Here is a 16,511-nt window from a genome sequence, read left to right on the forward strand (position 1 = left end):
CGCGCGTCGTCCGGGTGAACGACTGGGCGCAGTAATCTCGGGGGCGTGGATCTCAGTGGGATGCGGCAGACGTACGGGCTTGGTGAGTTGCTCGAGGACCAGCTGGATGCGGACCCGGTCAAGCAGTTCGGCACTTGGCTGGCGCAGGCGACCGAGGCTGGGATTGTCGAGCCGAACGCGATGGTGTTGGCGACCGCGGACGCCGATGGTCGTCCGTCGGCACGGACGGTCCTGCTGAAGGGGCTGGACGAGCGTGGGTTCGTCTTCTACACCAACCAGCAGTCCCGCAAGGCAGACGACCTTGCAGCCAACCCACACTGCGCGCTCGTGTTCCCGTGGCATGCGATGCAGCGGCAGGTGCGGGTCGAGGGCACGGTCAGCAAGCTGCCCACCGACGAGGTGGACGCGTACTTCGCCGCTCGCCCGCGTGAGTCCCAGCTGGGCGCGTGGGCGTCGCAGCAGAGCCAGCCCGTCGACTCACGCGACGAGCTGGATCTGCAGTACGCGTCCTATGAGCGGCAGTGGCCCGAGGGGACCGAGATCGCGACGCCGTACTTCTGGGGTGGCTACCGGATCGAGCCGCAGGTGTTCGAGTTCTGGCAGGGCCGGGTCGGCCGTCTCCACGACCGCCTGGCCTACCGCCGTACCAGCTCGGGGTCCTGGGAGCTCGTCCGGCTCCAGCCCTGATCCGACGGCGATTCCCGGATCCCGTACTTGTCCCACCACCGGACCAGCGGCGCCGGAGCCCACCAGTTCGCCCGGCCGAGCAGCCGCATCGTGGCCGGTACCAGCAGCGCCCGGACGATCGTGGCGTCCAGGGCGATCGCGATCACCAGCCCGACGCCGATCATCTTCACGAACACGATCCCCGAGGTCGAGAACGCCGCGACCACGATCACCAGCAGCAACGCGGCGCTGGTGATGATCCCGCCGGTGCGCTGCAGCCCGAGCGCGACCGCCTGCGTGTTGTCGCCGGTCCGGTCGTACTCCTCCCGGATCCGGCTGAGCAGGAACACCTCGTAGTCCATCGACAACCCGAACAGCACCGCGAACAACAGCACCGGGTTGGTCGCATCCAGGAACCCGGCCGGCGTGAAGTCGAGCAGTCCGGACAGATGCCCGTCCTGGAAGATCCACACCATCGCCCCGAACGCCGCCGATAGCGACAGTACGTTCATCACCAGCGCCTTGAGCGGCAGCACAAAGGAGCCGAAGGCAAGGAACAGCAGCAGGAACGTCACCAGGACGATAAAGCCGGCCATGTACGGCGCTCGCTCCGCCAGCACGTGGAGAAGGTCGACCACCCCGGCTGTCTCGCCACCAACCTGCGTCGTCATCCCAGTTGGCGGAGCAACAGCCCGGACCGCATGAACGACATCCCGCGCCGGCAACTCCTGTCCCGTGAAGTGCGTGTGGACAACCACCTCGGCGACACCGTTCTTGAACCCACCGATCCGAACGTCATCGACGTCCGCGATCTGCTTCAACCGCCCCACGTACGGCGCGAGCGCTGTTGCCGGATCCGTCGGCGCCTGATCGAACCGGACCGCGACGAACACGTCTGACCCACCGGCCCCAGCGAAGTCGCGCTGGAGCGTCTCCGTCACCGTCCGCGAGGTCGCCCCGGCCGGGAGTGCCCGATGGTCAACTCCACCCAATTGTGCTTGCAGGAAAGGGATTCCGAGCACGAGCAACAGCGGCACGAGCACCAGCACATATCGCACCGGCCGCCGCATCACGCTCTGCGCCAACCGGTACCACGCGCCATGGTGATCCGCCGCCGTGGACCGACGCCGCAGGAACGGCACCTGCAGGTTGTTCACCCGATGCCCCAATACCGCCAGCAACGCGGGCAGCGCGGTCAGCGCCGCCACCATCGCGACCACGACCGCCGCGACTCCGCCGTACGCCATCGAACGTAGGAACATCACCGGGAACAACGCCAAGCTGCTGATCGCCACCCCGACGGTCACTCCGGAGAACGCGACCGTCCGCCCGGCCGTCGCCATCGTCGCGGTCAGGGCCGTCTCAACATCATTGCCCTTAGCAAGCTCTTCCCGGAACCGCGTCACGATGAACAACGCGTAGTCGATCGCCAGTCCGAGCCCGATCATCGTGACGATGTTGATCGAGAAGATCGACACATCAGTCACCGCGGACAACCCACGCAGCAACACGAAGGCACCGAGAATCGCCAGCGCACCAACGAACAACGGCAGTGCCGCCGCGACCAGACCACCGAAGACCAGCACGAGCAGCACCAGCACGATCGGCGTCGAGATCGACTCGGCCTTCACGATGTCATGCTCGGTCTGCGTGTTCACCTCGTCGAAGACCGCGACCTCGCCACCCACCTTGGTGTCCAGCCCGGCCGGCCCGCTCCGCACCTGATCGGCGATCCGGTGGAACGTCTCCAGTCGCTCTTCCGGGGTAGCGCCGGCCAGCGTCAGTACGGCGTACGTGCTGTGCTGGTCCTTCGACACGAACACGGGCGACTTGCTGCTCCAGTACGTCGTCTTCTGCAGCACGTCGGTCCCGGGCAACGTGGCGAGATCCTGCTCGACGGCCGACCGGAAGCCCGGATCGGCGACTGTCTGATCGGCGCTGCGGTAGAGCACGATCACGTCGGTCCCGGTCCGGCCGACGTTCTGCTCGATGGTCGCGACGGCATGCGCGGCCTCGGTGTCCGGCGCGTCGAAACCGCCGTTGGACAGCGAGCCGAAGACGCCGGTGCCCCAGGCCACCCCGAGGGCGACGAAGACGGCGGTCAGGGCAAGCGCCAGGCGGCGCCGCCGATAGCTGAAGTGGCCGAGCGTCTCGAACACGAAGCACTCCCGAAGGGCGTAAAGTCAGGCGGAAAGATTGAGTGAACAGCGTTAACTGTTAACAGTGTTCACTCAAGACTCGACCGTGTCAAGGAGTGTGGTGATGAACCGGCGTGACGAGCAGCGGGCCGCGACGCTGGCCGAGATCAAGGCGGCCGCGCGCCGCCTGCTCGTCAGCGGTGGCGTCGCGGCGATCGGCCTGCGCGCCGTCGCCCGCGAGGTGAACCTGACCGCCCCCGCGCTCTACCGCTACTTCCCGAGCCACGAGGCCCTGCTCAGCGCGCTGGTCACCGACCTGTACGACGAACTCACGACCGCGCTGATGGAACTGGGCTGCGAGGGCGAGGGCGATCTCGGCGCGCAGCTCTACCTGCTGGCCAACGGACTGCGGGACTGGGCGCGCGCACACCCGGCCGAGTTCGGCCTGCTCTTCGGTACGACGGTGCCGAGCCCCGACGCCGATGATCACAACGACACCCCTGGCCACCAAGCCGCGATGCGATTCGGCGGGCTTTTCAAGGACCTGGTCGCGGCGATCTGGCATGAGAAGCCGTTCCCGTACCCGTCGGACGAGGTCCTCGGCAGCAAGCTGATCGAGCAGCTCACGGCCGAGTCGGAACACTTCCACGGCATGCCGCCGGGCGCGATCTACCTGGGGCTGACCTACTGGACGCGGCTCTACGGCCTGATCTGCATGGAGGTCTTCGGTCAGCTGCACTGGGTGCTGCCCGAGGCCGGCGCCTACTTCGAGGCCCAGCTCTACGAGATCGGCTTGGCGATGGGGCTCGACTGCCCTGCACCCGAATGACGGCATAAAGAAACCCGTGGGCGCTTCCAGGCTGATGCCGGATGGCAACAGTCCAGGGCCAGGCGGACTACCTGGCTGCCCACGGGTCCGGTGGCGGCGTTGGATTGGCCGACCACTTGCCCAAAAGCTAGTGGTTGGCGGTCAGCCCGCCGCCACCTCACGAGTCCGGTAAGAATTCATTCTTAGGACCACCTCCCTTCGCGTGTACCGAAAATCTACGTCGCCCGCCGACCCGGTTCAACTGCTTTTCGCCCACAGATGAACGAGAATCTCCGGCATGGTCTTCAGACTGGGTCTGCCCGTCATCGTGTTGCTGGTCGGAACCGGCTGGTTCGCCTGGGCGTCGTACCGCCGGGCTGCCCAGGCAGAGCAGGCCCTGGCCGAGGTGAACGCCGAACATCGGGCGTTGCTGCACGAGGTCAGGTCGCTCGAGCGGGCGGTCGCGGCTGCCGAGCAGGGTTTGCGTACGCTCAGCTCGCATCCGTCGGTACCGCGCGACGTCGCGGTCACCGCCGACCTGACCCTCGCCGACGTCCGGCGACTGGTGGAACGCAACAAGGAGCTCGAAGACTGATGGCAAAGCTGGGGACCACCGCGGTCAAGTCCGGAGGTAGTGCGAAGGCGAAGGTGATCGGCGGCGGCATCGTCGTCGTCCTGCTGCTGATCGTGCTGTTCAACATCTTCAACTTCGCGAGCACCGACGCGAACCGGATCGGCCTGCACTACGGCGGCGGCGTGATCGAGGACAAGAAGTTCAAGTCGATCATCCCGCCCGGCTCGACCAACAAGCTGATCGGCCCTGGCGACACGGTCTACGACTACCCGATCGACCAGCGCTCGTACATCATCGGCGGCGCCGGCGCGGACACCGACAGCGCCGACGAGGTCACCGTGGTCAGCAAGGACAACGTCCGGCTCGGCGTCCGGGTCCAGGTGTACTTCACGCTGAACCGCGACAAGAACGTGATCGCGTCCTTCCACGAGCGGATCGGCCTGAAGACCGACGCCTACACCGAGCGTGGCTGGAACGACATGCTGCAGTCCTACTTCCGGCCGCAGATCGACCGGGCGCTGTCCGCGGTCGCGACCAACTACAACTGGGCCGAGCTGTACAACAACGAGGCGAAGAAGGCCGAGTTCCAGACCGCCGCGTCCAAGGAGTTCACCCGGCTGCTGCCGGCCGCGGTCGGTGGCGACTACTTCTGTGGCCCGGCCTACAACGGCACCAACAACTGTGGCGAGCTGTCGTTCACGGTGCAGAAGCCGACCCCGCTGGACAAGGGCATCATCGACGGCCTCGAGGCCAAGCAGCGCGCCGAGCTGGCCAAGGCGACCCAGGAGCAGACCAACCAGCGCGTGAACGTCGAACTGCAGTCGGTGCGTGAGCAAGTCAAGCTGCTCGGCCCGCAGGGCTACCTGCTGAAGACCGCGATCGAATCGGGCAAGATCCAGTTCATGGTCATTCCGCAGGGCACCAACGTCGCCATCCCGCCGGGTGCGGCGACCCTTCCGCAGGCTCCGGCCGGCAACTGACGTATGAGCGCGCTGCCGTCGCACCTGGAGCTCGTGCAGGGCGTTGTGCTGCCCAAGCCGGTCGGCGCGCACCCGGTTCTCGACTTCGTCAACACCCGGTCCGACTGGACCACCCGTGGCCCGGCCCGGACCGAGTGGCTGACGTCGTACGAGGCCTTCCTGATCTGGAACTCCGCCGTCGGCCTGCTGTCGCCGGCGGCGGTCTTCCGCCTGATCGAACAGGCCGGCGGTCGCCCCACTGAGGCGGCCCGCCGGCTGACCGCGACGCTCGACTTCCGGATCGACCTGTACGACGTACTCACCAGCCGCCCGGATGAGACCGACGGACCGTTCGAGGCGGTCGCCCGGGTGATCGAGCGGGCGTCCGGGCGACGGCAGTTCGTCCGCGCCGAGGATGAGAGCGCCACCTGGGAGCTGCCGGAGGACTTGGCGCGGCCGCTCGACCAGCTGGCTCTGCTCGCTGCTGACCTGCTCACAGGCACAGAGCGAGCTCACGTCCGCACGTGCCCCGGCTGCGGCTGGCTCTTCCTCGACGCCAGAGGCCGCCGCCGCTGGTGCTCAATGGCTACCTGCGGCAACCGCGCCAAGGTCCGGGCTCACGCCGCCCGCACTCGCTAGTTGAAGGCTGCTGGGTCGGCCATGATCCAGGTGTGCCGGGCGCGCGCCAGTACGCGTCCGTCAGAGTCGTAGAGCGTGCTCGCGGTGAACGTCTTTCGCCCCTCCTCGCCCAGCACCCGCCCGACCGCCACGCACTCCTCGCCCACCTGAGGCTGCGCGTCCACGCACGCCGTGAGCTGCCCCAGCACTGACGGCCGCCCCTCCAGGTCGATCGCCCAACCACCCGGGCAGTCCAACGCCGCCCACAGGAAGACCGCGTCCGTCAGCCCGGCGCCCGGCGCCCACGTACACGCCACCCGCCCGTCGCCGATCGGACCTGGCCTCAGCTGCAGTCCCTCGGCGTTCTCCGGTCCGCACACGAAGCACGACGGGAACGGGTGCCCGCTCAGACCCTTGTACGACGCCTCCGCCGCCCGCGCGTCGTCAGCCGCCACCGGCTCGACCGTCGCGTCGACCAGGAAGCTGGTCTCGACCGGAACCGCAGTGGCGATCGGAGACGTGCCGTCCAGCAGCTGACCGCCGTCGGCCGTCGCCACGAGTTCGAGGTCGACCTCCATCGGCGGTGGCACCCGCAACGTCACCTGCGGTACTACCCCGTCCCCCAGTTCCGCGGCCAACGCCGTACCGACCAATCCCGCGACGTACCCGCCGTTCCCCGACCTAGCCGGTCCCTGGAACCGTCGCCCAATCCGCACCGAAGTCATGGCCACCGACCCTAACCCCACCCCACTTCGAGCACCCCTCGGCCACAACCCGTGGGCTCTGGTGACCGAATCGTGCTCAAGGTGGGGGAACGAGTTGGGTCCAACAGGTATTTGAAGCGGGTTCTCGAGACTCCGTAGTCCGTGGGGGGAAGCAGGTGTGAGGCATGGGAACCGTGGGAAGGAAACGGATTTCAGGGAAATCTGAGCATTTCTCGGAAAATGATGAGCTGAGGCCTCTGATTCAAACGACCGTTTGAACTATGCTGACTGCAGGCTACGGCCCGTGAGCAGGTGGGGTGCCTGCGCGAGCGGTAGTCGGGGGGAAGGAGAACTCTGTGGAGACACCGGTCGAATCGACCAGGGAACGATTGCTCAACGTCGCCGAGCAGCGGTTCGGCGAAGGGGGATACGAAGGAACCTCGCTGCGCGCGATCACGGTCGCGGCCGCGGCGAACATCGCGGCGGTCAACTATCACTTCGGCTCCAAGGAAGCGTTGCTGCGTGCCGCGGTGGGGCGGGCGATGGCGCCGGTCAACACCGAGCGCCGGCGTCGGCTGGACCAGTTGGAGGCTGCTGGTACGCCGTCGGCCGAGCAGCTGATCCGGGCGTTCGTCGAGCCCGGTCTGGACCTGGTTCTGCGCCGTGGTGAGCGGGGAGCGGTGGTGGCGCGATTCATCGGACGGATCGCGTTCGATCCGAGCCAGCGCATCCGCGAGTTGTATGTCGCGGAGTCGGAACCGATCGAGGCGCGGTACCTGGCGGCGCTGCGGATTGCGCTGCCGCACTCGGCGCCCGAAGCGGTCGCCTTCGGGTACGTGAACATGCTCGGTCTACTGGCCCTGCACCAGTCGCAAGCCCTCACGCCGGCACCCGGGGGAGCCGAACTGGAGGACCCAGGCAAGCTCGCGGAGAACCTCATCGCGTTCCTGGTGGCGGCGTTCGACCGCGGCCTGCGCGCCTGACTCGTAGCGTCCGAAGAGTCGCAGTGCGTGGTCAGCGAGTCTTCGGACGTTGTGAAATCTGGTCGCCACGGGGAGTGATCTTTGTCCGGAGAATGTTCATGGATGTTCGGACTACCGGGTAACGCTGCATAATGGCGCTCCGTGGACCCCAGTGAAGTCGTGGTTGCCGTCGATCTCGGTGGAACCCGGATGAAGTGCGGCCTGGTCGCCGCCGACGGTGCCGTGCTGCACCGCGAGACCAGGCCGACTCCCCGGGCCGCCGGGGGTCGCGCTGTGCTCGACGCACTGCTGGAGACCGTCGTTGAGCTTGGGCAGAAGGCCACTGCCGACGGTCACCGCGTGCGTGCGATCGGTGTGGTGGTGCCCGGCATCATCGACGCCGTCACCGGTACGGTCGTGGCCGAGAATCTCGCCTGGGCCGGGATGCCGGTCCGCGCGGAGCTGATCGCCGCTGTCGGCGACGACGTACCGGTAGTGCTCGCGCATGACGTCCGTGCGGGCGGGTACGCGGAGCTCCGCCAAGGCGCGCTGGCCGGGACCACCAACTCGCTCTTCCTGCCGCTCGGGACCGGGATCGCCGCCGCGATGGTGATCGACGGTCGGCTCGTCAGCGGTGACGGGTACGCCGGTGAGCTCGGCCACACCCGCTTCATCCACGGCGACGCGGCTGAGCTCTGCGCCTGCGGTCAGTGGGGCTGCCTCGAGACGGTCGCCTCCGCCGCCGCGCTGGCCCGCCGGTACGCCGCTCGTGCCGGTCGGGTCGTGGACGGGTCTCGTGAGGTGCTGGAGCTGCTCGCCGCCGGTGACGAGGTCGCTGCGACGGTCTGGCACGACGCACTGACCGTGCTGGTCGACGCGCTCGTCCTCTACACCACCCTGGTCGCGCCGACCCGGATCGCGATCGGCGGCGGCCTGGTCGGCGCCGGCGAGACGCTGCTGCAGCCGCTGCGCGACGGGGTGCACGCACGCCTGACGTTCCAGCGCGAGCCGGAGATCGTGGCCGCCGTGCTGGGGGAGGAAGCCGGCTGCCTCGGCGCCGCGCTGTACGCCTGGGACCGGGTCAAAGCTGACGAGAGTGGGGAGCAGTCGTAGATGACGACCTACAAGGTGGGACGCCTTGTCACGCCGGATGATGTGCTGGAGGGCGCCTGGATCCAGGTCGTCGACTCCGACATCCTGGCCTACGGCCGCCGGTCCGAGGGGATGCCGGCCGACGGCAAGCGCCCCGAGGATCTCGGCGACGTGACGGTGGTCCCGGGGTTCGTCGACATCCACACCCACGGCGGCGGCGGATCGTCGTACTCGACGACTGACCCCGAGGAGGCGCGCAAGGTCGCGGCCTTCCACGCCAAGCACGGTACGACGACCACCATGGCCAGCCTGGTGACCGGGCCGCTCGACCTGCTGGCGTCGCAGACCGCCTGCCTGGCTGACCTGGTCACCGACGGTGTGATCGCCGGTGTGCATCTTGAGGGGCCGTTCCTGTCCGCGGCTCGCTGTGGTGCGCACGACCCGGCCCTGCTGCGGGACCCGGTCGCGGATGACGTGGCCAAGGTGCTCAGCGACGTCGTACGGATGGTGACGATCGCACCGGAGCTGGAACACGGTCTGGACGCGATCCGTCAGGTGGTCGACGCCGGTGCGGTGGCCGCGCTCGGCCACACGGATGCGACGTACGAGCAGATGATCGCCGGTGCCGACGCGGGCGCCACGGTCGCGACGCACCTGTTCAACGGGATGCGGCCGTTCCATCACCGCGACCCCGGCCCGGTGGGTGCCGCGATCAACGACGAGCGACTGCTGCTCGAGGTGATCAACGACGGTATGCACCTGGACCCGCAGGTTGTCCGGGTCGCGCTGGCCGCGGCCGGCGTCCACCGGATCGCGCTCATCACCGACGCCATGGAGGCGACCGGGATGGGCAACGGGAGCTACAAGATCGGCAACCTCGAGGTCGACGTCAAGGACGGTCTCGCGACCCTGTCCAAACCGCCGCACTCGATCGCCGGCAGCACGCTCACGATGGACGTTGCCTTCCGCAACGCCGTCAAGGCCGGTACGTCGTTGGTCGACGCGGCCCGGATGGCCTCGACCACTCCCGCGCAAGCCTTCGGCTGGTACGACGTCGGTGCGATCGAGACCGGTCGCCGGGCCGACCTGCTCTTGCTGGACGACGAATACACCGTCCAGAAGGTGATGCGGGCCGGCGCATGGCTGGATTGATCGGCACGGTCACTCTCAACCTGGCTTTAGACGTTACGTACAACGTCGACGAGTTGGTTGTCGGCGGCAGCCATCGGGTCGCCGCGATTCGAGAACGGGCCGGTGGCAAGGGTGTGAATGTCGCGCGGGTCGCAGCGACGCTCGGGCACCAGGTGCTCGTGCTCGGCTTCGTCGGCGGTGTCACCGGTGAAGCAGTCGCCGCCGAACTGTTCGACGCCGGCCTGACCGCCCTGCTGACGCCGATCGCGGGGGATACCCGGCGAACCGTTGCCATCGTCAACGGTATCGACGGCGACGCGACGATCTTCAACGAGGCCGGCCCGTCGATCTCCGCCGATGAGTGGCGCGCGTTCGGTGAGCGGATGCCATGGGGACGCCTTGGTGTGCTGGCTTGTTCGGGCAGCATCCCGCCCGGCCTGCCGGCCGACGCGTACGCCGAAATCGCGGTCCGGGCGCGGCATCACGACGTACTGACTGTCATTGACGCCGGCGGTGAGGCGTTGCTCGCGGCAGCGAAGGCCGGTGCGGTGGTTCGCTCGAATGCGGCCGAGCTGCGTGAAGCCGTTGGTGACGCCACGGTCGAGGACGGTGCGTCCCAGTTGGTCGCCCTGGGTGCGACCGCAGCCGTGATCACCGATGGGGCCCGCGGAATGGTTGCTGCCAGCAACAAGGGTGTCTGGCGTGCGCTCCCGGTCGAACGCGTGAGCGGAAACCCAACGGGAGCGGGCGATGCCTGTACGGCGGTCGTCGCGGCCGCCGTCGCGGAATCACCCGAGCCCGACTGGTCCGTCGTACTGAAATCTGCTGTCGCGGCGTCGGCCGCAGCGGTGCTCACACCCGTTGCCGGAGACATCGATCTCGATGCGTACCGCCGTTGGCAACCTCTAGTTTCTGTTGAATAGGAGAACTTCATGCCGTTGGTTTCCGGAGCTGAGGTTGTGCTGGCCGCCGCCAAGGCCGGTCGCGGGGTTGGCGCGTTCAACGTCATCCAGCTGGAGCACGCGACCGCGCTGATCGCGGGTGCGGAACAAGCCGGTACGCCGGTCGTCCTGCAGATCAGCGAGAACGCGGTGAAGTACCACGGCGCGCTCAAGCCGATCGGCGTTGCCACACTGGCCGCAGCCGCTGCTGCGTCGGTCCCGGTGGTGGTCCACCTCGACCACGCGATGGACCGCGACCTCGTCACCGAGGCGGTCCAGCTGGGCTTCACCTCGGTGATGTACGACGCCTCGAAACTCGAGTACGCCGAGAATGTCGCCTCGACCACCGAGGTGACCAAGTTCTGCCACGACCACGGCGTCTTCGTCGAGGCCGAGATCGGTGAGGTCGGCGGCAAGGACGGCGTCCACGCCCCCGGCGCCCGGACCCGCCCCGACGAGGCAGTCGCCTTCGCCGAGGCCACCGGCGTCGACGCCCTCGCCGTCGCCGTAGGCTCGTCCCACGCGATGACCGAGCGCACCGCCTCCCTCGACTTCGCCCTGATCGCCGAGCTGCACGCGGCGGTCGCCGTACCGCTCGTCCTGCATGGTTCGTCCGGTGTCGCTGACCCTGACCTGACCCGCGCGGTTGAGGCGGGCATGACCAAGGTCAACATCGCGACCCACCTCAACAATGTCTTCACCGCGTCGGTCCGCCAAACCCTCACCGACAACCCGACGCTGGTCGACACCCGCAAATACCTGGGCCCTGCCCGAGACGCGGTCGCCACCGAGGTCACCCGCCTCCTCGGCCTCCTGAAGGCTTAGCTAGAGCGTCGCGCTGCCGCGCACCCAGTGCGCGCGCAGGTTGTCGCGGGCGCGTTGGACCTCGTCGCGGGCCTTGGTGTCGGGAACCTCGAAGTCCTCGATCAGCCGGGTGAGGGCGAGCTCGAGCGCGGCGATCATCGCGTCCTCCTCGGACAGGTCGGTCTCGGCCACGGACCGTAGGCCGGCCGCGAGGGCGGTCAGGCCGGTCCGCTCCTGCTCGGTCAGCCGCAGGGTGAGGTCGGTTCTGCTGGTCACGGCAACTCCTCGTCGGCTTGGTACAGTCATGGTGCCGTGCAACGACCGTGTTGCACAACAGTCGCAGGCGAGGAGCCGGGTCGGATGTCCGTGACGGTGGACGAGACGCTGCGAGCCGCGACCATCGACGTACTGGCCGAGCATGGATGGGCCGGTGTGACGCTGGAACGGGTCGCCGAGAAGGTTGGCCGGTCGCGGGTCACGCTCTGGCGCCAGGGCCTCACCGTCGAGCTGTTGCTGGACTCGTTGCTGGACGCCCTGGCCGAGGACTACCGGGACACCATGTGGCCGGTGCTGGCCGGGTTCGGCACCGGCCGGGAAGGGCTGATCCGGACGCTGGAAGCCTTGTTCGACGTGATCGACCGCCATCTGCCGCTGATGCTCTCGTCGGACCTGGTCTTCCATCAGGAGCAGGCCCGCAACGGCCCGGTGTCGTTCCTCGATCCCTTCGAGCGGTTCCTCCGCGAGGGTGAGGCCGACGGGACCCTGCACCCGCACGGCCGGATCAGCGACGTCGCGGAGGTGTTGATGGTCTCGGCGGCCTTCACCTACGTGCACATGCGGGGCCGGCATCACTGGTCCCGGGCCCGGGTCCGCCGGCTCACCCTCGACCTGGTGCTGCGCGGACTGGTCCAGGTCTGATGCAACATGACCGTTGCATTTCCTGCAACGGCCGTGTTTCACTGGCGGAAACCCCTGTCCTGGAGGTACCGCCATGACCCTTCCGTACGCCGAACCGCTGGTCCGCCTGGAGCCCCAGCCGCGCGTCATCCCGGAGCCGCCGCGCGTCGGCGAGCCCGGTGGTGATCCCTGCGGCCTGTGCGACTGGCTGGCGAACTACGAGCAGTCGGACCACCGGCCCCCGCTGTGGGTGAACGACGACTGGGCGCTGATTCGCGCCACCGGCATCACCATCCCTGGCATCGTCTGGCTGACCAGTCGTGCGCACCACGACTCGTTCGCCGACCTGCCGGATCGGCTCGCCATGAGCTACGGTCCAGTGGTCGCCCGGGTCGAGCGTGCGATCCTCGCGCTCGGCGACATCGCCCGGGTGCACGTCTACCGCTGGGGAGATGGATCGGCACACTTCCACGTGTGGTTCTATCCCCGTCCACTCGGCATGCTGGAGGCCCGGCGGGAGATGCTGCCGTTGTGGGCGGATCTCTTGCCCGCGGCACCTGAGGAGGTCGTGGCCGATGCCGAGCGGAAGATCGCCGCGGCGATGGCGGCGGGCGACTGAGATGTCCACCAGCCAGGCGCAGCCGGGTCTCGCGCGCCGCCTTGGGCTGAGCGATGCCGTCGCGATCGGGGTCGGCTCGATGGTCGGAGCCGGGGTGTTCGCGGTGTGGCAGCCGGCCGCGGAGGCGGCTGGGTCCGGCCTGCTGATCGGGCTGGCGATTGCTGCGGTCGTCGCTTACTGCAATGCCGCGTCCTCGGCGCAGCTCGCGGCGGTCTATCCGGTCGCGGGCGGCACGTATGTCTACGGCAGGGAACGCCTGGGGGAGTGGTGGGGGTTCGCCGCCGGCTGGTGCTTCGTCATCGGCAAGACAGCGTCATGCGCGGCGATGGCGCTGACGTTCGCCACGTATGCGGTTCCAGCGGGCGGGTGGGCCCGGCGGTTGGTCGCGTTGCTCGCAGTCGCTGGTCTCGCGGCGGTCAACTACCGCGGCGTGACCAGGACCGCCAAGCTGACCAAGATCCTCGTCACGTGCACGTTGGCCGTGCTGGCGCTCGTCGTGGTTCTGCTCGGCACCAGCGGCCCGGCCCGCGCCGTACCGGTCCTTGCTGACGTCTCGGTGCACGGGGTGCTGCAGGCTGCGGGACTGTTGTTCTTCGCGTTCGCCGGGTATGCGCGGATCGCGACCATGGGCGAGGAGGTTCGCGACCCGGCGCGCACGATCCCGCGCGCGATCATCATCGCGTTGGCCATCGCCGTCGTCGTCTACCTGCTCGTCGGCGTGGCCCTGCTGCGTGTCATCGATCCAGCCGGCAGTACGGCGCCCTTGGCCGCAGCGGTTGCTGCGGCCGGATCGGCCTGGGCGGTCCCGGTGGTCCGCGCCGGTGCGGTGCTCGCCAGCCTGGGTGCGCTCCTGGCGCTGATCGCGGGCATCGGACGGACGTCGTTGGCGATGGCGCGCAACCACGATCTGCCGGGGTGGCTGGCGGCCGTGCATCCGCGGTACCAGGTCCCGCATCGCGCCGAGGTCGTGCTCGCCGCGGTGGTCGGCATCCTGGTTCTCAGCACCGATCTCCGCGGCGCGATCGGCTTCTCGTCGTTCGGTGTCCTGCTGTACTACGCGATCGCCAACATCTCGGCGTTCACCCAACCGGCCGACCAGCGTCGCTGGCCTCGGGCCCTCAACGTGGTCGGCCTGCTGGGTTGTGTCGTGCTCGCGGTCACCTTGCCCTGGCGCTCAGCCGCTGCGGCCGCCGTACTGCTGGGCTTGGCTCTCCTGGTCCGAAAGCTCAGGAAAGGTCGCGGCGAATCCGCCAGAAGCTGAAGCCGACAAGGGCGAACGCCAGCAGCAAGAACAGTCCGAACTCACGCCACTGCAGAGGCCAGAACTTGTCGGCGGTGAAATAGCGGAGGTGCTGGCGGTAGCCCTCGTTGGTCAGGCGCTGGAAGCACGCGGCCCGATCGGCGGCCGGGTTGGGGGCGGCGCCGGCTGCTGCGGTCATGGGCGGCACCGGTGCACACTTCACCGCCCAGGCCGGCATCATGCTGACGGCCTTGCCTGCCTTGTCGACGGTCTGGTCGGTCAGCTTCCACCCACCGACCGCGTTCATCGCGACCTCGATCCGTTTGAGCTGTGGATCCGGTCCGTTGTCGCCGCTGAGCTCGAAGCCGCGCACGTTCTCCGCGGTCGCCAGGACGGTCTGATCGGTCGGTGCCATCAGGTGCGGCCGGATCAGGCTCGGTGCGAGTACCTCGATCAGGATCACCACGGCCAGTGTGATCGCCAGCGCGACCAGGGTCCGCCGGATGACGAGACCGATGGCGACCCCGAGCGCGAAGGCGAAGACGGCGTACCCGATCGGGACCAGGCCGCGGCCGGAGAACGTCACCGGGAACATCCGCGGCAGGAAGCGGTTCGACTCCTGGCCCGCATTGATCGCCTTGTCGATCGGACTCGACCACCAGGTGACGGCCAGGCTGAGCACTCCGGTGACAGCGATCGTGCCCAGCGCGCCGACGCCGATCTTCGTGGCCAGCCAGCGCGACCGCGAGATGCTCTGGCTCCACACCAGCCGATGGGTGCCGGTCTCAAGCTCCCGCGCGATCAACGGTGCGCCCCAGAAAGCACCGATCACCGGAGGTACGGCGTACAGGAGGGCCAGGCCGACTTGATAGAGCACCGGGTTGAGCCGGGCGAACGCTAGGTTCCTGATGAAGTTGTCCGCGAGGGTCCGGTAGTCGTCGGCCAGGCTGGGCCCGGTCGCAGCCAGTACGACGGCTGCCGCGAACACGACCGCGGCGATGACGAGGAACTGGATGCGGAACTGCCGCCAGGTCAGCCAGATCATCGCTGCACCTCCAGAACGGGACGCTCGGACTGGACCTCACGGCCCATGTAGGCCAGCACCAGATCCTCGAGCGTGAGCTGGGTGACGGACCAGGCGGGATCGAGGATCGGCCGATCGGTGCGGACCAGGAAGGTCGACTGGCGATCGGTGTGGCTCTCGGTCACGACGTACTGATCGCTGGGGAGTTCCTTCGCCGTACGGCGGGGTCCGGTGAGCCGGTGATGAGTCGCCAGCAGGCTGTCGATCTCACCACTGACCTGGACGCGCGAATCGACCAGCACGACCAGGTAGTCGCAGGATCGCTCGACATCGGAGACGAGGTGCGAGGAGAGCACGACGCTGAGCTCCTGTTCGGCCACGGCCTCCATCAGGTCTTGCAGGAACTCCCTGCGTGCCAAGGGATCCAGCGCTGCTACCGGCTCGTCCAGGATGAGTAGGTCAGGTCGCTTGGCCAGCCCGAGCGTGAGCGCCAGCTGGGCGCGCTGCCCACCGGACAGTTTGCCGGCCCGCTGCTTCGGATCCAGCCTGAGCCGCTGGATCCGTTGCTGGGCAAGGCTTTCGTCCCAACCGGGGTTGAGGCGGGCGCCGAGCTTGAGGTGGTCGGCGACGCTGAGCCGGCTGTAGGTCGGTGTGTCCTGAGCGACATACCCCACCTTCGCCTGCTGCGTGCCCGCCGGTGCGCCGAGAACCTCGACCGATCCGGTCGTCGGCGTGAGCATCCCCACCGACAGGTTGAGGAACGTGCTCTTGCCCGCGCCGTTCGGCCCGACCAGTCCGACGACATGTCCGGACGGGACCTCGAGTTCACAGTCAGTCAGTGCCCACCGGCGGCCGTACTTCTTGCCCAACCCGTGAGCCTTCAGCGCCGCGGTCACGCGATGTCCTCGTGAGCGGCGGCCCGAAAGGTGGTGAGGAACAACGCCTCGATGCTCTCGTCGTCCAGACCGGCCTTACGCGCTTTGGCGAGCCAGCGCTGCAGGTCCATCCGGAGCGGCCCGTGGGCGGCGAGTGTGTTGTCGGTGAGTGTCTTGGTCACAAACGTTCCGCGGCCGGGCCGAGCCTGCACCAGGCCCTCATGCTCCAGCTCGCGGTACGCCTTGAGGACCGTGTTCGGGTTGATCGCCAGTGCGGCGACCACGTCCTTCACGGTCGGCAGTTGGTCACCCTCCCGCAGGAGGCCGAGCCGGAGCGCGTTCCGCACCTGCTGCACGATCTGCTGGTACGGCGACACCCCCGACCGGCCGTCCAGATGGAACTCGATCATCTCCAACCCCATTCATCTAGTTACCTAGTACTATAGGGGTGTGGATCTG

At 68.1% G+C, this 16,511-nt stretch carries 19 protein-coding genes; 13 read left to right on the forward strand and 6 right to left on the reverse strand.

From position 1 onward, the window contains the following. Positions 1 to 45: 45 nt before the first annotated feature. Positions 46 to 687 (forward strand): pyridoxamine 5'-phosphate oxidase, encoded by a 642-nt coding sequence (pdxH, locus tag ACIA49_RS11350; protein ID WP_396376999.1) that lies wholly within the window; start codon positions 46 to 48, stop codon positions 685 to 687. On the opposite strand, the gene ACIA49_RS11355 is transcribed toward pdxH, so the two are convergent. Next, a complete protein-coding gene (locus ACIA49_RS11355) occupies positions 636 to 2,825 on the reverse strand; it encodes an MMPL family transporter (protein WP_396377000.1) in 2,190 nt (729 codons plus the stop codon). The two genes, pdxH and ACIA49_RS11355, sit on opposite strands and share 52 nt — an antisense overlap. Positions 2,826 to 2,928: 103 nt before the next feature. On the opposite strand from ACIA49_RS11355, the gene ACIA49_RS11360 reads away from it, so the two are divergent. The 4 genes from ACIA49_RS11360 (at position 2,929) to ACIA49_RS11375 (ending at position 5,784) form a co-directional block, all read left to right on the forward strand. Beyond that, positions 2,929 to 3,633: a TetR/AcrR family transcriptional regulator gene (locus ACIA49_RS11360; RefSeq protein WP_396377001.1), complete on the forward strand. Its 705-nt coding sequence runs from the start codon at positions 2,929 to 2,931 to the stop codon at positions 3,631 to 3,633. A 277-nt stretch (positions 3,634 to 3,910) separates the two neighbouring features. Further along, positions 3,911 to 4,207: a hypothetical protein gene (locus ACIA49_RS11365; protein ID WP_396377002.1), complete on the forward strand. Its 297-nt coding sequence runs from the start codon at positions 3,911 to 3,913 to the stop codon at positions 4,205 to 4,207. Next, positions 4,207 to 5,166: an SPFH domain-containing protein gene (locus ACIA49_RS11370; protein WP_396377003.1), complete on the forward strand. Its 960-nt coding sequence runs from the start codon at positions 4,207 to 4,209 to the stop codon at positions 5,164 to 5,166. The genes ACIA49_RS11365 and ACIA49_RS11370 overlap by 1 nt, the downstream gene beginning before the upstream one ends. A gap of 3 nt (positions 5,167 to 5,169) precedes the next feature. Then, the gene (locus ACIA49_RS11375) at positions 5,170 to 5,784 is read left to right on the forward strand and encodes a CGNR zinc finger domain-containing protein (RefSeq protein ID WP_396377004.1); all 615 of its coding nucleotides are present in this window, start codon (positions 5,170 to 5,172) and stop codon (positions 5,782 to 5,784) included. On the opposite strand, the gene ACIA49_RS11380 is transcribed toward ACIA49_RS11375, so the two are convergent. Further along, a complete protein-coding gene (locus tag ACIA49_RS11380) occupies positions 5,781 to 6,488 on the reverse strand; it encodes a PaaI family thioesterase (RefSeq protein WP_396377005.1) in 708 nt (235 codons plus the stop codon). The two genes, ACIA49_RS11375 and ACIA49_RS11380, sit on opposite strands and share 4 nt — an antisense overlap. A 335-nt stretch (positions 6,489 to 6,823) precedes the next feature. Between ACIA49_RS11380 and ACIA49_RS11385 the strand changes: the two genes are divergently transcribed. The 5 genes from ACIA49_RS11385 to ACIA49_RS11405 all read left to right on the forward strand — a co-directional run bounded on the left by ACIA49_RS11385 (position 6,824) and on the right by ACIA49_RS11405 (position 11,418). Beyond that, the gene (locus ACIA49_RS11385) at positions 6,824 to 7,450 is read left to right on the forward strand and encodes a TetR/AcrR family transcriptional regulator (protein WP_396377006.1); all 627 of its coding nucleotides are present in this window, start codon (positions 6,824 to 6,826) and stop codon (positions 7,448 to 7,450) included. Positions 7,451 to 7,591: 141 nt separating this feature from the next. Further along, positions 7,592 to 8,542 (forward strand): ROK family protein, encoded by a 951-nt coding sequence (locus tag ACIA49_RS11390; protein ID WP_396377007.1) that lies wholly within the window; start codon positions 7,592 to 7,594, stop codon positions 8,540 to 8,542. Then, on the forward strand, positions 8,543 to 9,673 hold the full coding sequence (nagA, locus tag ACIA49_RS11395) for an N-acetylglucosamine-6-phosphate deacetylase (protein ID WP_396377008.1): 1,131 nt from the start codon (positions 8,543 to 8,545) through the stop codon (positions 9,671 to 9,673). It begins immediately after the preceding gene. Further along, on the forward strand, positions 9,661 to 10,575 hold the full coding sequence (locus ACIA49_RS11400; RefSeq protein WP_396377009.1) for a 1-phosphofructokinase family hexose kinase: 915 nt from the start codon (positions 9,661 to 9,663) through the stop codon (positions 10,573 to 10,575). Before nagA ends, ACIA49_RS11400 begins: the two co-directional genes overlap by 13 nt. 9 nt (positions 10,576 to 10,584) lie before the next feature. Further along, positions 10,585 to 11,418, forward strand: a complete 834-nt coding sequence (locus ACIA49_RS11405; protein ID WP_396377010.1) for a ketose-bisphosphate aldolase — start codon at positions 10,585 to 10,587, stop codon at positions 11,416 to 11,418. On the opposite strand, the gene ACIA49_RS11410 is transcribed toward ACIA49_RS11405, so the two are convergent. Further along, entirely contained in the window at positions 11,419 to 11,673 is a 255-nt protein-coding gene (locus tag ACIA49_RS11410; protein ID WP_396377011.1) for a hypothetical protein, read from the reverse strand. An 84-nt stretch (positions 11,674 to 11,757) separates the two neighbouring features. Here ACIA49_RS11410 and ACIA49_RS11415 point away from each other — a divergent pair, with 84 nt between their 5' ends. From ACIA49_RS11415 to ACIA49_RS11425, 3 genes are all read left to right on the forward strand, one after another. Further along, positions 11,758 to 12,315: a TetR/AcrR family transcriptional regulator gene (locus ACIA49_RS11415; protein ID WP_396377012.1), complete on the forward strand. Its 558-nt coding sequence runs from the start codon at positions 11,758 to 11,760 to the stop codon at positions 12,313 to 12,315. Between the two features lie 73 nt (positions 12,316 to 12,388). Beyond that, on the forward strand, positions 12,389 to 12,913 hold the full coding sequence (locus tag ACIA49_RS11420; protein ID WP_396377013.1) for a hypothetical protein: 525 nt from the start codon (positions 12,389 to 12,391) through the stop codon (positions 12,911 to 12,913). 1 nt (position 12,914) lies between these two features. Beyond that, the gene (locus ACIA49_RS11425; protein ID WP_396377014.1) at positions 12,915 to 14,174 is read left to right on the forward strand and encodes an APC family permease; all 1,260 of its coding nucleotides are present in this window, start codon (positions 12,915 to 12,917) and stop codon (positions 14,172 to 14,174) included. Here the strand turns inward: ACIA49_RS11425 and ACIA49_RS11430 are convergent. The 3 genes from ACIA49_RS11430 to ACIA49_RS11440 are packed head-to-tail and all read right to left on the reverse strand — an operon-like array spanning position 14,140 to position 16,462. After that, on the reverse strand, positions 14,140 to 15,198 hold the full coding sequence (locus ACIA49_RS11430; protein ID WP_396377015.1) for an ABC transporter permease: 1,059 nt from the start codon (positions 15,196 to 15,198) through the stop codon (positions 14,140 to 14,142). The genes ACIA49_RS11425 and ACIA49_RS11430 overlap by 35 nt on opposite strands. After that, the gene (locus ACIA49_RS11435) at positions 15,195 to 16,073 is read right to left on the reverse strand and encodes an ABC transporter ATP-binding protein (protein ID WP_396377016.1); all 879 of its coding nucleotides are present in this window, start codon (positions 16,071 to 16,073) and stop codon (positions 15,195 to 15,197) included. Before ACIA49_RS11435 ends, ACIA49_RS11430 begins: the two co-directional genes overlap by 4 nt. After that, positions 16,070 to 16,462 (reverse strand): GntR family transcriptional regulator, encoded by a 393-nt coding sequence (locus ACIA49_RS11440; RefSeq protein WP_396377017.1) that lies wholly within the window; start codon positions 16,460 to 16,462, stop codon positions 16,070 to 16,072. Before ACIA49_RS11440 ends, ACIA49_RS11435 begins: the two co-directional genes overlap by 4 nt. Positions 16,463 to 16,511 lie beyond the last annotated feature (49 nt).

The organism is Kribbella sp. NPDC051587 (genome assembly GCF_044453945.1).
Taxonomy (GTDB): Bacteria; Actinomycetota; Actinomycetes; order Propionibacteriales; family Kribbellaceae; genus Kribbella.